Source organism: Paramesorhizobium salinisoli (assembly GCF_003335045.1).
GTDB lineage: Bacteria > Pseudomonadota > Alphaproteobacteria > Rhizobiales > Rhizobiaceae > Paramesorhizobium > Paramesorhizobium salinisoli.
On sequence record NZ_QOZG01000003.1, the window covers coordinates 13,178 to 27,457 of the forward strand.

Sequence of the window (14,280 nt, forward strand, 5' to 3'; positions counted from 1 at the left end):
ATATCAACCGCATGAGCCCTCTGGGCTCCTCTGCGGTTCCACGCTCTGTCACCACGATTGGATGGTGGTGAAGGCAAGGACAAGGAAAAGCACATGATCCAGAAAAACTGGCAGGAACTGATCAAGCCGAACAAGGTGGAGTTCCAGACCTCGGGTTCAAAGACCAAGGCGACCGTTATCGCCGAGCCGCTTGAGCGCGGTTATGGCCTGACGCTCGGCAACGCGCTGCGTCGCGTGCTGCTCTCGTCGCTGCGCGGCGCTGCGGTGACGGCGGTTCAGATCGACGGTGTTCTGCACGAATTCTCCTCGATCGCCGGCGTGCGCGAGGACGTGACGGATATCGTACTCAACATCAAGGAAATTGCCATCCGCATGGAAGGCGATGGTCCCAAGCGCATGGTCGTCCGTAAGGAAGGCCCAGGCGTGGTCACCGCTGGCGACATTCAGACGGTTGGCGATGTCGAGATCCTCAATCCCGATCACGTCATCTGCACCCTCGACGAGGGCGCGGAGATCCGCATGGAGTTCACCGTCAACACCGGCAAGGGCTATGTCCCGGCCGACCGCAACCGCGCCGAAGACGCGCCGATCGGGCTTATCCCGGTCGACAGCCTTTACTCGCCGGTTCGCAAGGTGTCCTACAAGGTCGAGAATACCCGTGAGGGCCAGGTTCTCGATTATGACAAGCTGACGCTGAACATCGAGACCGATGGCTCGATCACCGGTGAAGATGCCGTGGCCTATGCCGCGCGCATCCTGCAGGACCAGCTCGCGATCTTCGTCAACTTCGACGAGCCGCAGAAGGAAGTGCCGCAGGAACAGGTGGCTGAACTCGCCTTCAACCCGGCGCTCCTGAAGAAGGTTGACGAGTTGGAGCTTTCGGTCCGCTCGGCGAACTGCCTGAAGAACGACAACATTGTCTATATCGGCGACCTCATCCAGAAGACGGAAGCCGAGATGTTGCGGACACCGAACTTTGGCCGCAAGTCGCTGAACGAGATCAAGGAAGTTCTGGCATCCATGGGCCTCCATCTGGGTATGGAAATCCCGTCCTGGCCGCCGGAAAACATCGAAGATCTCGCCAAGCGTTACGAAGACCAGTATTGAGAATTGCCGGCTAAAGCATTTCCAGCAAAAGTGTGAAACGGTTTTGCGTCCGGAAATGCGAACAAAGAAACAACCGGACAGAAAGATTGAAGGAGAAGGCTCATGCGCCACGGTAATTCAGGCCGCAAGCTGAACCGGACTGCTAGTCACCGTAAGGCGATGTTTGCCAATATGGCTGCATCGCTGATCGAGCATGAGCAGATCGTGACGACGCTGCCCAAGGCCAAGGAAATTCGCCCCATCGTTGAAAAGCTTGTCACGCTCGGCAAGCGCGGCGATCTGCACGCTCGTCGTCAGGCCATTTCGGCCATTCGCGATGTCGCGCTCGTTGCCAAGCTGTTCGATACGATCGCAACACGCTATGCAACGCGCAACGGCGGCTATATCCGCATCATGAAGGCCGGCTTCCGTACCGGCGACAACGCACCTCTGGCTGTTGTCGAGTTCGTGGAGCGCGATGTCGATGCCAAGGGCGCCAAGGACCGCGCCCGCGTCGAGGCCGAAGCGGCTTCGGAAGCCGAAGCGGCATAATTGCTTTCACATTGATGATGAACGAGGGGCCGCAAGGCCCCTTTTTCTTTTGGGGAAGAGGCACACGGGACAACGCCTTCCGAGGATGAACCGAAGGCACAATGATGGAAGTCGATCCTACCCGCAAGGCGGCGAAGCACTCCGTTGAAGCACACGCCCGGCGAGTTGGAGGGGTGAAGCGGCAAAGAGCAGGCGATATCCGGTTTCATCGAATCAAAAACCCTGCAACTGTCGAATTTCTGTCTATTTTGCCAAATCGGTGAGTGAATTTCACATTCCGGCCCCTTATCGCTTTCTATGATCGGGCATCCGCTTGGCCCGGCCGGGTCCGCGTCCTATTTATCCCAATACATCAATTCGGGAGTTCTCCATGCCTTTCCGTTTTTCGAGAATCGTTGGTCTGCTGGCAGCCGCGATGACGATCGCCGTCCTGACCACTCCCGTGACCGTTTCTCTCGCGCAGGAGAAAAGTACGGGCGACGTACTGCGCGATACGTTCAAGGGCCTCCTCGGCAGCGGTCCCGGGGACGGGGACAAATCCCAGCAATCATCGCCGCCTGCAGCGCCGCTTCCCGCGCCTTCCAGCAAGAATATCCCGCTAAGCCGTGGCGATATGCAATTGTCGTTCGCGCCGCTCGTCAAGGCAACCGCGCCTGCCGTGGTCAATGTCTACGCGGCGCGCCAGGTCGCAACCCGCTCGCCCTTTGCCGGCGATCCGTTCTTCGAGCAGTTCTTCGGCCAGCAGTTCAGCGGCCCCCCGCGCGTCCAGTCCTCGCTTGGCTCGGGCGTCATCGTCGATCCGAGCGGCATCGTCGTGACCAACAATCACGTCATCAAGGATGCCGACGAAATCAAGGTGGCGCTTTCCGACGGTCGTGAATTTTCAAGCCGCATCCTGCTGAAGGATGAAAAAACCGATCTCGCCATCCTGAAGATCGACGCCAAGGAGCCTTTCCCTGTCCTGGCGCTCGGCAACTCCGACAATGTCGAGGTTGGCGACCTCGTGCTCGCCATCGGCAATCCCTTCGGCGTCGGCCAGACCGTGACGAGCGGCATCGTCTCGGCGCAATCGCGCACGCGGGTCGGCATTTCCGACTTCGACTTCTTCATCCAGACCGACGCGGCCATCAATCCCGGCAATTCCGGCGGAGCGCTGATCGACATGCGGGGCCAGCTGATCGGCATCAACACCGCGATCTTTTCGCGCTCGGGAGGCTCGATCGGTATCGGTTTTGCCATTCCCTCGAATATGGTGCGCGCGGTGGCCGAAACCGCGATGAAGGGCGGCAAGAGCTTCGAGCGTCCGTTCATCGGCGCGACGTTCCAGGCGGTGACGCCGGATGTCGCCGAAAGCCTTGGTCTGCCGCAGCCCTATGGCGCGCTGATAACGGCGCTCAACAAGGACGGCCCGGCCGAGAAAGCCGGCCTCAAGGTCGGTGATCTCATTCTTTCCGTAGAGGGCGTGCGCGTCGATAATCCCGACGTGCTTGCCTACCGGGTTTCGACGGCCGGCATCGGAAACACCGTCAAACTCAATGTGCTGAGCGGGTCGCAGCAGCGCGAGGTGTCGGTGACGCTTGCCAAGCCTCCGGTGGAGGCCGCCGCGAAAACGCAGATCATCGAGGGCGACAACCCACTCGCCGGTGCCGAGATCGTCGATCTGACGCCTGACAATGCCCGGCAGTTCCGTCTTCCCAAAACTGTACGTGGTGGCGTGGTGGTTGCCGGTGTTTACCGCAACTCTCCGGCCGCTCGGCTCAATCTGCGCCAGGGCGATATCATCCGCAGGGTTAATGGTGTTGAAATCACCGCGGCAAGCGATCTGACGGATGTTCTCTCCGCCGGCACAAACCTGCTCTGGCGCTTCGAGTTCGAGCGCAATGGCGCTATCATTCGACAATATATCCGCTAGCCGATAAGCATACGAGATGACTGATCTTTTCTCCGCCAGTGCCGATCCGCAGGCCGACCGAAACAGACCGCTGGCCGATCGCATGCGTCCCCGCCATCTCACCGAGGTGACGGGGCAGGTGCATCTGACCGGCCCGCAGGGCGTCCTGACCCGCATGATCGCTTCGGGGACACTCGGCTCGATGATCTTCTGGGGACCGCCCGGCACCGGCAAGACGACAGTGGCGCGGCTGCTCGCCGGGGAAACCAATCTGGCCTTCGAGCAGATATCGGCGATCTTCTCCGGCGTGGCGGATCTCAAGAAGATGTTCGACGGCGCCCGCGCCCGCCGCATGTCCGGCCGCCAGACCCTGCTTTTCGTCGACGAGATCCATCGCTTCAACCGCGCGCAGCAGGATTCATTCCTGCCGGTGATGGAGGACGGCACCGTGATCCTCATCGGCGCCACGACGGAAAATCCCTCCTTCGAGCTCAATGCCGCGCTTTTGTCTCGTGCCCGCGTGCTGACGTTTCATTCGCATGACGCCGAAAGCATCGCGACGCTCCTTGCGCGCGCAGAGGAACGCGAAGGCCGCAAGCTGCCGCTCGACGACGAGGGCAGGGCGAGCCTCGTTCGCATGTCGGATGGCGACGGCAGGGCGGCCCTGACGCTTGCCGAGGAAATCTGGCGCGCCGCGCGCGAGGACGAGATCTTCAATGCCGTTGAGCTGCAGGAAATCGTGCAGCGCCGCGCGCCGGTCTATGACAAGAGCCAGGACGGCCATTACAATCTGATCTCAGCGCTCCATAAATCAGTGCGTGGATCGGACCCGGACGCCGCGCTCTATTATCTCTGCCGTATGTTCGACGCCGGAGAGGATCCGCTCTATCTCGGGCGAAGGCTGGTGCGCATGGCCTCAGAGGATATTGGCCTCGCTGATCCCCAGGCTCTCGTCATCGCCAATGCCGCGAAGGATGCGTATGACTATCTAGGCTCCCCCGAGGGCGAACTGGCGCTCGCCGAGGCATGCGTTTATCTCGCGACCGCGCCGAAATCGAACGCCGTCTATACCGCCTACAAAGCGGCGATGCGGGCAGCGAAGGAACATGGTTCTCTCGTGCCCCCCAAGCATATCCTCAACGCGCCGACCAAGCTGATGAAAGGCGAGGGCTATGGCGCGGGTTACGCCTATGATCACGACCAGCCGGAAGCCTTTTCCGGTCAGAATTATTTCCCCGATGCCATGGGCCGCCCCACATTCTACGACCCACCGGAGCGCGGCTTCGAACGAGAGATCCGCAAGCGCGTCGATTACTGGGCCAAGCTACGCTTCGAGCGGCAGGGGAAGCGTTAGATTTTACGGCTGTGGGCGTGGCAGCGTTGAGGAATGGATTCCAGTGACAAGTACTGGAATGACGAGATGAGAGATTATCGCTTTTCCGAGAACCGTTGCGTATGCCCAACGCTCATGATTGGCTGAAATATCAAACCTCCCGTCATTTCCTCACCATCTCCACTGCCGCTACCGCGCAGAACCTCCGAGCTATCCCAAAAGCAAAAAGCCCGGCGATGCCGGGCTTTTTCCATATCTTAAACGAACATCGGTTTCTTACGCCGCCGCCCCCTTGCGCGGAAAGGGCGTGACATTGCTTGTGCTCTGCTCCTCTTCCGCGTCTTCGGCGAGCAGGCCGCCGGCGCGCAGCAGCCCGGCAAACCGGCCGTTCTGTGCGGCAAGCTGGTCGAACGTGCCGGACTCGATCAGATGGCCTTTGTCGAGGAACAAGACGAGGTCGGCGTTGCGCACGGTCGAGAGACGGTGGGCGATGATGAACGTCGTTCGGTTGTCGCTCAGTTCGTCTATCGCACGCTTCACCTGGGCTTCGGTCTCGACGTCCAGCGCGCTGGTCGCCTCGTCGAGAACCAGGATCGGGGCATTCTTGAGAACAGCCCGGGCGATTGCCAGGCGCTGTCTCTCGCCGCCCGAAAGCTGCGATCCGCGTTCGCCGACGACCGTGTCGTAACCCGCACTCTTGGAGAGAATGAAGTCGTGCGCGGCGGCTGCACGAGCTGCAGCATGCACGTCCTCGTTTGAAGCCTCCTTCCGTCCGATGCGGATATTGTCCTCGATGGAGCGGTTGAACATGCCGGCATCCTGGAAAACCGTTGCAATCGAATGACGCAGCGAATGGCGGCTTATCGTGCGCGTATCCGCGCCGTCGATCAGGATGCGACCTGCCGCCGGGTCGTAGACACGCTGCAGGAGATTGACCAGCGTCGTCTTGCCGGCGCCCGTTGGGCCGACGATCGCAACAGTCTGGCCGGGTTTCGCTTCGAACGATACGTCATAAACGCCCTGACCTGAATTCGCGAACTCATAGGTCACATTGTCGAATATGATGTGGCCGTCAACATGATCGAGCGTGCGGGCAGTAGCCGGCTCGTGGCGATCAGCGGTCGAGTCTTCCATTTCGAAGAATTCTTCCAGCTTGGCGCGGGCGGTCATCGTCTGGTTGACGAAATTGCTGATGAGGTCCAGACGGCCGATCATCAATTGGGCAAAGCCGATGAATGCGACCACTTGGCCGACCCGGAGCTCGCCCTTGGTAACGAGATAAGCGCCGAGAAGCAGGACGATGACCATGGAGATGGTCGAGGCCATGCGGTTGAGACCGCTGGCCAGCGCCCACCAGTTGAGAACCGGGTTCTGGGCCTGCTCGAGACGCGAGGTATATTCCTTGAGCGACCGGGCCTCGTCCGTGATGCGATTATAGCTCTGCAGCACGGCAATGTTGCTGATGGAGTCGCTCACATGCTCGAACACCTTGTGATGGTGACGCTCGACAGCGGCCTGACCGTCCTTGGTCTTGCGCATGACGAGCTGGCCGATCATCACATAGATGACACCCAGGACGACCAGAACCAGCGACAGGCGCATATCCATTTGCATGGCGGTCGGTACGAGGACGACGAGTGCGACAACGGTTGATAGATGCTGGCGCAGGAATTCGAGCCAGAGGGTAAACAGCGAATCCGTGGCGCGTATCAGCGTATGCAGGGCATTGGACGTGCCGCGCTGGTGATGCCAGGCAAGCGGCATGGTGATGACGCGCTCGAAGGAATCGGAGAGCACGCCCAGCCGCCGCTTATGCGCCAGCCTGTCGGCGCCGCGCGATACAAGCACGATTGCGATGATGTTGAACACGCCGAGGCCCGCCCACATCGCGAGCGTCGGAAAGATTGCGCTTTTCTCGGAAATGGAATCGATCACGTTCCCGAACAGCATCGGCTCGGCAACCGTTACCAGCGCAAGGACGATATTGGCTGCACATATCAGGATGGTCGCGCGCTTTTCGGCGCCCAGATATTGCAGTGATCTCCAGTAGATGTTCAGCAAAGACAATTTGCCACTCCAGTGGTTCGAAGATATGTCAGACGCAAGATGGTGTACTTGCGTGCGCTGCAATATCCATGCATTCAGGTAGTGGCGGATACGTGACTATTAAAACCATAATTTGCTACGCCCTGTAACTAGCCGTGATCAAAGAGCTTTTCCCTCCGAACCCCACACGTTGCATCAACGTTTTTCATATCGCGTGAGATGCCGTTTATGGGTTGATAAACGGGCGGTTTTCTCCCTCGGCAGCGCCTCCGATGTGTCTCTGCGAATTCTGGCTCGCAAGAAGCGCCGGCTGATGGTAGAGCAGGGCCAATTCAAAACCAGGTTAAAAAAATATGGCAGGTGTAGAGCAAAAAACGGTGGATGCAGGCGAGGCGGGCATGAGGCTCGACCGCTGGTTCAAGGCGCATTATCCCGGCCTCGGCTTCGGTCATCTCCAGAAGCTTCTGCGGTCAGGCCAGATTCGCGTCGATGGCGGCCGCGCCAAGGCCGACACCCGTGTCCAGCCCGGTCAGGCCATCCGCATTCCGCCGCTCGGCGTCGATGAGAAAGCCGCAGGGCCTCTGACCGGCCGCACCATTCGCGGGCAGGAAGATGCCGACGTGCTGGCGCAGATGCTGCTTTTTGAAAACGAAAAGGTCTATGTCTTCAACAAGCCTGCCGGTCTTGCCGTACAGGGCGGATCGGGCGTTGTGCGCCATGTCGATGATATGCTGGAAGCATGGCGCAACAAGAAAGGCGAGAAGCCCCGACTGGTGCACCGTCTCGACCGGGACACATCGGGCGTCCTTGTCGTGGCAAAAACGCGCGGCGCCGCCCAGGCGCTCACCAAGGCCTTCCGCGAGCGCGATACGAAGAAGACTTATTGGGCTCTGGTAAAAGGCGTCCCGCGCCACCGCGAGGACAAGATTTCCACCTGGCTTGTGAGGGAAGCGACACCTGACGGAGACAGGATGCGCATTTGCGAGCATGGCGAGCCGGACGCCGATCACGCCGTCTCCTATTACCGCGTCATCGAGACGGCCGGTGGCACTCTGACCTGGCTCGAGATGGAGCCTTATACGGGGCGCACGCATCAGTTGCGCGTTCATGCCGTCCATTTAGGCAATCCGATCATCGGCGATCCCAAATATTTCGACGCCGACCACAATTGGGAATTTCCTGGCGGCTTGCAGAAGCGCCTGCATCTCCATGCGCGGCGCATCCGCATTCCCAACCCGGGCGGCGGCGGGGTCATCGATGTGACCGCGCCACTGCCGCCGCATATGGTCCAGTCCTGGAATCTTCTCGGATTCAGCGAAACCCTGGCAGAGATGGAATAATGGCTGCCGCCGTTTGACTATCGAAAGACGTTTGACGATGAAGCTCGTTTTATTTGATTGCGACGGCACATTGGTCGATAGCGCCGGCGTCATCCATCGCTGCATGGCACGGACCTTCGCCGAAGCGGGCATCGCCGAGATCGATGAGGCGCAGACCCGCTCGATCATCGGCCTTTCGCTCGATCATGCGATCGCAAGGCTGCTGAAGTGCGATCTCGATGCAAACGTTGCGGCGTTGGCGCAGCGCTACAAGGATCATTTCATCTTGCTGCGCGGCGAGCCGGATTTTGCCGAGCCCGTCTTTCCCGGCATTCCCGAATTGGTGGTCGAATTGGCGCACCGCGACGACATAGTCATCGGCATGGTCACCGGAAAGTCGCGTCGCGGCGTGCGCAAGGTTCTGGAGATGCACGGGCTGAGCGAGTATTTCACGGTCGTGCGGACGGCGGATGATTGTCCGTCGAAGCCGCATCCGGCCATGGTGCTGGAGGCCTGCGCCGAAATGGGATTCGATCCCACCGAGGCTCTCGTCGTCGGCGACGCCATCTACGACATGGAAATGGCGCGGGCGGCCGGAGCGCTGGCCGTAGGGGTTTCATGGGGTTATCATACACCGGAGGCCTTGCGCGCAACGGGAGCGCACCACGTGCTCGATGTCCCGGCCGACCTGCTGACGCTGCTTGAAAAGAGTGAGTTACTCGATGCGTGATATTCTGAACGATCCCGAGAAGGCAGGAGGGCCGTCGGACCCCGATCCGGTACGGCGCGCGCAAAATCAGATGAAAACCCCATTGCCGAAGCGTTTCTATCAGGCCGTCACTGTGGCGGAAGCTGAAGGCGGTGGCTACGGGATATATCTCGATGGAAAGCCGGTTCGCACGCCCGGGCGGCGCATTCTGGCCCTGCCAACCGCCGCCGCGGCCCAGATCGTCGCCAATGAGTTTGCCCGCCAGGTCGATGTCATCGATCCTTCCCGCATGCCTGCAACCCGTCTCGCCAATACGGCCATCGATGGCGTGGCGGACGATCCGCAGGCGGTGGCGGAGGACCTCCTGCGCTTTGCCGCCTCGGACATGCTGTTCTACAGGGCTGAAGCGCCGGAAGCTCTGGTCAAGCGGCAGGCGGAGCGCTGGGATCCGCTGATCGACTGGGCTTCGTCCTCGCTCGGCGCGCATTTCATTCTGGCTGAAGGCGTCATGCCTGTTTCCCAGCCGCGTGAGGCGCTGGCCGCGTTCGGTGTCCACGTCGGTGCCATTCGTGAGGCGGTCGCGTTGGCAGCACTTCACACCATGACGACCCTGACCGGCTCGGCCATTCTGGCGCTCGCCATCGCCAAGGGCGAAATCGGTGCGAGGGAAGGCTGGGAACTCGCCCATATCGACGAGGACTGGACCAACGAGCAATGGGGGGAGGATGCGGAGGCCAAGGCGCGACGCAATTCCCGCGAGGAAGAGATGATGGCTGCTGCCGCGATGTTTGCCGCAACCTCATCATTTTGATGTCCTTATTCCGCCCCGTTTGATCGGTGATATCGCGACATATTCGAAGGAGGAATTTGTCCGATGTCCCGTCTTTCCATTTGTCTGGCTTTGGCGTTTGTTGCGGCGCTGCTGATCGCGGCGGGACGCCCCGGCAACACGCCGCAGGACGGAACTTTGCTCACGAGAGCGCCCGCCGACCTCACGACAGGCTCGATTTCCAAGGATTAGAGCGCCGCATCCAGTTGGATGCGCAAGGGACGCTCTAACTATTTGAAACTCTAGGTAATTTTTTAATTGTTGCCGAACCGCTGAAGTCAAATCTCAGATCGCTTTTCCAAGCCGTCCCGCCAGATCCTGGATGAACTGCCAGGCGACGCGGCCGGAACGGTTGCCGCGTGTGGTCGCCCATTCCAGCGCCTCGGCATGCAGTTTCGGTTTCTCTCGATCGAGGCCGAAATATTGCGCATAACCGTCAACCATCGCCAGATAATCGTCTTGGCTGCATTTGTGGAAACCAAGCCACAGGCCGAAACGGTCGGAGAGTGAAACCTTTTCTTCCACCGCCTCTGACGGATTGATGGCCGTCGAGCGTTCGTTTTCGATCATGTCGCGCGGCAGGAGATGACGGCGGTTTGACGTGGCGTAGAAGATCACATTCGACGGGCGGCCCTCCACGCCGCCTTCCAGCGCTGCCTTCAAGGATTTATAGGAAGTGTCGTCCTGGTCGAAGGAAAGATCGTCGCAGAACAGGATGAACCTATACGAAGCGTCCTTGATGCTGTTCATCAGCGCGGGCAGGCTGTTGATGTCCTCGCGGTGGATCTCGATCAGCTTCAGCGGCGGGCGGCCGGGCTTTTCCGCGTTGATGGCTGCCTGAGCCGCTTTCACCAGCGATGACTTGCCCATGCCCCGCGCGCCCCAGAGAAGCACGTTGTTCGCCGGAAGCCCGTCGGCAAAGCGGCGGGTGTTGTCGAGCAGGATATCCCGGACATTGTCGACGCTCTGGATGAGCGAGATATCGACGCGATTGACCTTGGCCACGGGATCGAGCGCCAGCCGTGCCGGATCCCAGACGAAGCAGTCGGCAGCGGTCAGGTCGGCTGGTTGGGCGGCTGGCGGTGCGATCCGCTCGAGTACGGCGATCAGCTGGTCCAGCTTCTGCGACAGCATATCTTCAGTCGTCATCTCATACCCTTGCTTCATATCCCTGAAATATAGTGAGCCGGGGCCCGGCGCCGATGGCTTATCACGCGCTTGGGGGAGCGAAAAGTGTGCGGCGGTTTTTTGCCCGGTTGCTTTTGAGACGATAACCATTGTATTGCGCTGGATTAATGAGCGCGCTACGCGTCAATTTGGACGCGTAAACGATGCTTTGACATTTGGAACACTGCATAATTCCTTAGATCGATGCCGATCTAAGGAATTATGCAGTAGGATTACACGAGGAGTTTTCCCATGTTCGTTACCCCGGCTTATGCACAGGTCCCAGGTGGCTCGCCGTTCGGCCCGGATGTTCTGATGAGCATTCTGCCCTTCATCCTGATCTTCGTGATCATGTACTTCCTGATCATTCGCCCGCAGCGCACGCAGATGAAAAAGCGCGAGGAAATGCTGAAGGGTATCCGTCGCGGCGACAGCATCGTGGCCGGCGGCATGCTCGCCAAGGTAACGAAGGTCATCGACGATCATGAACTCGAGGCCGAAATCGCCGAAGGCGTCAAGGTGCGCGTGCTGCGGACAATGGTGAGCGACGTGCGGGTTAAGGGCGAACCCGTCGCCGACAACAAGAAATAAGCAGGTTTCGTTCTTCCTGATTGTCTTGAATGGCGCATGCCGCATCCAGGTGAGATGATCTGACCGCGGCGTGGCCTGACTGATTGGCACCTGATGCTCTATTTCTCGCGCTGGAAGTCGGTTCTTATCTGGTTGTTCGTGGCGGCAGGCATCCTGTTGGCGCTCCCCAGCCTGTTGCCGCAAACACAGCTCGCGGCCTTGCCCGACTGGCTGCCGAAGCGTCAGGTGGCTCTGGGCCTTGATCTGGCTGGCGGATCGCGATTGCTCCTGCAATTGCCGGCCGAACAGATCGCCACGGCCGATGCGACGATCGCCGTGATGAAGCGGCGCCTGGCGGAGCTCGGCTATACGGATCCGCTCATCGAGAAGCAGGGCAGGGACCAGATCAGGGTCGAGGTCCCAGGTCTCTACGACGCCCAGCTCCTGAAGGATATCCTGAGCCTGGAGGGAAGTTTCTCCATCCATCTGGTTGATGAATCGATGCCGGTGGACCAGGCGATCGCCGGCTCGCCGCCGGAGGGATCCGAAATCCTCTATTCCGCCGACGATCCGCCGGTCGGATACCTTGTTCTTCGCGACGAAATCATTTCCAGCAGGAATATCGTCGGCGCGGAGGCTGGGGTCGATACAGGCACGCAGGACGGCATCATCACGCTGACCCTTGATGCCGCCGGCAAGCAGCGTCTTGCCGAAGCCACGGCCGCCAATATCGGCAAGCCGATCGCGCTGGTGATCGATAATCAGGTGATCTCGGCACCAATCATCCGGGAGCAGATTGGCGAAGGCCAGCTCCAGATCTCGGGCGCATTCGACCTGCAGGCCGCCAGCAATCTTGCCGTGGTGCTGCGCGCGGGGGCGCTTCCTTCTTCCGTCACGGTTCTGGAAGAGCGCACCATCGGCTCCTCTCTCGGCGAAAACCAGGCCAGCACCGGCAGGATCGCGATCGTTATCGCGGCGCTCCTCGTCGCTGTTTTCATGGTGTTGTCCTATGGGCTCCTGGGGCTCATCGCGGATATCGCTCTGGTGGTCAATGTCGCGTTGATCGTGGCGGCGCTGGGTGTAATCGGCGAGCCGCTCGGCCTTGCCGGTATCGCTGGCATCGTGCTCACCATCGGCATGGCGGTTGATTCCAACATATTGATCTATGAGCGCATCCGCGAGGACAGCCGCAACGGCGCCCCCGTGCAGCAGGCAATCGAATCCGGCTTCTCACGCGCTCTTTCCACCATCATCGATGCCAATTTGACGACATTGATCGCCGCACTGGTTCTGTTCATTCTCGGCAGTGGTGCGGTGCAAGGTTTCGCGCTCACGGTCGCCATCGGTATTGTCACGACGCTCTTTACGACGTTCACCTTCACGCGTCTGATGATTTCGGAATGGTTCGGGGCGGCCAAGCCGACACGGGTTCCAGGACGGTTCCTGAAGCTGGTGCCGTCGCGCACAAACATCCCGTTCATGCGTCTGCGCGGCCTGACACTCGGCGTATCGACGCTGGCAAGCATTGCCGTCATCGCTCTCTTCGCCGTTTTCGGCATGAAATACGGCATCGATTTTCGCGGCGGAGCGCAGGTTGAGCTTCAGGCCCGGCAGGGAAACGCCGATCTGGCCGATATCGAAAACCGCCTGGCGGAGCTTAATATCAGCGACGCCAAAGTCGAACCGCTTTCACCCCGGTCGGTTATGATTACCGTCGGCAGCCAGGAAGGCGGCGAAGATGCGGAGCAGACGGTGGCCGTCAAACTGCGCGGCGAACTGGAGGATGATTACAGTTTCCAGCGCGTTGATGTGGTCGGACCAACGGTCTCCTCGCAATTGTCCCGGGCGGGCACGATGGCGATCATCCTGTCGCTCCTGGCGATCTTCGCCTATGTCTGGCTGCGCTTTCAATGGCAGTTCGCGCTCGGCGCGGTTCTGGCGACGATCCATGACGTCATCCTTCTCGCCGGCGTCTTCATCGTGTTCGGGCTGGAATTCAACCTGTGGAGCATCGCCGCGATCCTGACCGTGATAGGCTATTCGCTCAACGATACGGTTGTGATCTATGACCGCGTGCGCGAAAACCTGAAGCGGAACGATCTGGTGTCGAGAACCGCGCTGGTTGACACTTCGATCAACCAGACCCTGTCGCGCACCATCCTGACCTCGGTCGTGACACTGCTGGCGCTGATCGCTCTTTATGTCTTCGGCGGTGCCGACATGCGGTCCTTCGCGCTGACGCTCGGCATCGGCATCGTTGTCGCAACCTATTCGTCCATCTTCATCGCCGGGCCGCTCCTGGTCGTTCTCGGCATGAAAACCCGTGCGGGACCGCGCGGCGGCACGGCGCAGCCGGCCGCGCCGGAAATGTGATCCATGAACAAGGGCATTGAAATCCGCGACGCACACTTTCCCGGCCGCGCGCCCATCGACGCCTACGGCAATGGCGGGTTCCGGTTTGCCGACATGTCCCATCGCGGCTCCATCTTTTGCCTGCCGTCCGGCATCTATGGCTGGGAGCCGAAGACGCCGCCTTTGCTGGGCGTAGGCGATATCGACAGGATCATCGCGGAAGCCGACCAGATCGAAATCCTGCTGGTCGGGACAGGAACCGATCTGCGCCGGCTGCCTGAGGATCTGCGCGCCGTTCTGCGCGAATACAGTATTTCGGCCGATCCCATGAGCACGGGCGCAGCGGTGCGCACCTATAACGTATTGCTCGCCGAAGAACGGGCGGTTGCCGCGGTCCTGATCGCCGTCGATTAAAGCGTCGTGCGT

13 protein-coding genes are annotated in these 14,280 nt (G+C 60.1%); 11 read left to right on the forward strand and 2 right to left on the reverse strand.

Going from position 1 to position 14,280, the window contains the following annotated elements; all coding sequences use genetic code 11:
• Nucleotides 1-93: 93 nt before the first annotated feature.
• The 4 genes from DUT91_RS07105 to DUT91_RS07120 all read left to right on the forward strand — a co-directional run bounded on the left by DUT91_RS07105 (nt 94) and on the right by DUT91_RS07120 (nt 4,883).
• The gene (locus tag DUT91_RS07105; protein WP_114439721.1) at nt 94-1,107 is read left to right on the forward strand and encodes a DNA-directed RNA polymerase subunit alpha; all 1,014 of its coding nucleotides are present in this window, start codon (nt 94-96) and stop codon (nt 1,105-1,107) included.
• Nucleotides 1,108-1,209: 102 nt separating this feature from the next.
• Nucleotides 1,210-1,638, forward strand: a complete 429-nt coding sequence (gene rplQ, locus DUT91_RS07110; protein WP_114439722.1) for a 50S ribosomal protein L17 — start codon at nt 1,210-1,212, stop codon at nt 1,636-1,638.
• 370 nt (nt 1,639-2,008) lie between these two features.
• Nucleotides 2,009-3,550, forward strand: a complete 1,542-nt coding sequence (locus DUT91_RS07115; protein ID WP_342634445.1) for a DegQ family serine endoprotease — start codon at nt 2,009-2,011, stop codon at nt 3,548-3,550.
• A gap of 16 nt (nt 3,551-3,566) precedes the next feature.
• Nucleotides 3,567-4,883, forward strand: coding sequence for a replication-associated recombination protein A (locus tag DUT91_RS07120; protein ID WP_114439723.1), 1,317 nt, complete (start codon nt 3,567-3,569; stop codon nt 4,881-4,883).
• Nucleotides 4,884-5,138: 255 nt separating this feature from the next.
• Here the strand turns inward: DUT91_RS07120 and DUT91_RS07125 are convergent, their stop codons facing one another.
• The gene (locus DUT91_RS07125) at nt 5,139-6,929 is read right to left on the reverse strand and encodes a glucan ABC transporter ATP-binding protein/ permease (protein WP_114439724.1); all 1,791 of its coding nucleotides are present in this window, start codon (nt 6,927-6,929) and stop codon (nt 5,139-5,141) included.
• Nucleotides 6,930-7,261: 332 nt separating this feature from the next.
• On the opposite strand from DUT91_RS07125, the gene DUT91_RS07130 reads away from it, so the two are divergent.
• From DUT91_RS07130 to DUT91_RS25760, 4 genes are all read left to right on the forward strand, one after another.
• Entirely contained in the window at nt 7,262-8,248 is a 987-nt protein-coding gene (locus DUT91_RS07130) for an RluA family pseudouridine synthase (protein WP_114439725.1), read from the forward strand.
• A gap of 37 nt (nt 8,249-8,285) precedes the next feature.
• Complete coding sequence (locus DUT91_RS07135; protein WP_114440137.1) at nt 8,286-8,957, forward strand: HAD-IA family hydrolase; 672 nt, start codon at nt 8,286-8,288, stop codon at nt 8,955-8,957.
• Nucleotides 8,950-9,747: an ATP12 family chaperone protein gene (locus tag DUT91_RS07140; protein ID WP_114439726.1), complete on the forward strand. Its 798-nt coding sequence runs from the start codon at nt 8,950-8,952 to the stop codon at nt 9,745-9,747. Before DUT91_RS07135 ends, DUT91_RS07140 begins: the two co-directional genes overlap by 8 nt.
• A gap of 63 nt (nt 9,748-9,810) precedes the next feature.
• Nucleotides 9,811-9,957 carry a hypothetical protein gene (locus tag DUT91_RS25760; RefSeq protein ID WP_160113631.1) on the forward strand — a complete coding sequence of 49 codons (147 nt, stop codon included), beginning with the start codon at nt 9,811-9,813 and terminating at the stop codon, nt 9,955-9,957.
• 93 nt (nt 9,958-10,050) lie between these two features.
• Here the strand turns inward: DUT91_RS25760 and DUT91_RS07145 are convergent, their stop codons facing one another.
• On the reverse strand, nt 10,051-10,914 hold the full coding sequence (locus tag DUT91_RS07145; protein WP_114439727.1) for an ATP-binding protein: 864 nt from the start codon (nt 10,912-10,914) through the stop codon (nt 10,051-10,053).
• 270 nt (nt 10,915-11,184) lie between these two features.
• Between DUT91_RS07145 and yajC the strand changes: the two genes are divergently transcribed.
• The 3 genes from yajC to DUT91_RS07160 all read left to right on the forward strand — a co-directional run bounded on the left by yajC (nt 11,185) and on the right by DUT91_RS07160 (nt 14,268).
• Entirely contained in the window at nt 11,185-11,523 is a 339-nt protein-coding gene (gene yajC, locus DUT91_RS07150) for a preprotein translocase subunit YajC (protein WP_114439728.1), read from the forward strand.
• Between the two features lie 93 nt (nt 11,524-11,616).
• Entirely contained in the window at nt 11,617-13,875 is a 2,259-nt protein-coding gene (gene secD / locus DUT91_RS07155) for a protein translocase subunit SecD (protein WP_114439729.1), read from the forward strand.
• Between the two features lie 3 nt (nt 13,876-13,878).
• On the forward strand, nt 13,879-14,268 hold the full coding sequence (locus DUT91_RS07160) for an Mth938-like domain-containing protein (RefSeq protein ID WP_114439730.1): 390 nt from the start codon (nt 13,879-13,881) through the stop codon (nt 14,266-14,268).
• Nucleotides 14,269-14,280: the final 12 nt, after the last annotated feature.

Excerpts from the sequence above, each read along its gene's own strand:
- DUT91_RS25760 (WP_160113631.1), top strand. The coding sequence starts at position 9,811 with ATGTCCCGTCTTTCCATTTGTCTGGCTTTGGCGTTTGTTGCGGCGCTG.
- yajC (WP_114439728.1), top strand. The coding sequence starts at position 11,185 with ATGTTCGTTACCCCGGCTTATGCACAGGTCCCAGGTGGCTCGCCGTTC.
- DUT91_RS07130 (WP_114439725.1), top strand. The coding sequence starts at position 7,262 with ATGGCAGGTGTAGAGCAAAAAACGGTGGATGCAGGCGAGGCGGGCATG.
- DUT91_RS07120 (WP_114439723.1), top strand. The coding sequence starts at position 3,567 with ATGACTGATCTTTTCTCCGCCAGTGCCGATCCGCAGGCCGACCGAAAC.
- DUT91_RS07140 (WP_114439726.1), top strand. The coding sequence starts at position 8,950 with ATGCGTGATATTCTGAACGATCCCGAGAAGGCAGGAGGGCCGTCGGAC.
- DUT91_RS07105 (WP_114439721.1), top strand. The coding sequence starts at position 94 with ATGATCCAGAAAAACTGGCAGGAACTGATCAAGCCGAACAAGGTGGAG.
- DUT91_RS07115 (WP_342634445.1), top strand. The coding sequence starts at position 2,009 with ATGCCTTTCCGTTTTTCGAGAATCGTTGGTCTGCTGGCAGCCGCGATG.
- DUT91_RS07145 (WP_114439727.1), bottom strand. The coding sequence starts at position 10,914 with ATGACGACTGAAGATATGCTGTCGCAGAAGCTGGACCAGCTGATCGCC.
- DUT91_RS07160 (WP_114439730.1), top strand. The coding sequence starts at position 13,879 with ATGAACAAGGGCATTGAAATCCGCGACGCACACTTTCCCGGCCGCGCG.
- rplQ (WP_114439722.1), top strand. The coding sequence starts at position 1,210 with ATGCGCCACGGTAATTCAGGCCGCAAGCTGAACCGGACTGCTAGTCAC.
- DUT91_RS07135 (WP_114440137.1), top strand. The coding sequence starts at position 8,286 with ATGAAGCTCGTTTTATTTGATTGCGACGGCACATTGGTCGATAGCGCC.
- secD (WP_114439729.1), top strand. The coding sequence starts at position 11,617 with ATGCTCTATTTCTCGCGCTGGAAGTCGGTTCTTATCTGGTTGTTCGTG.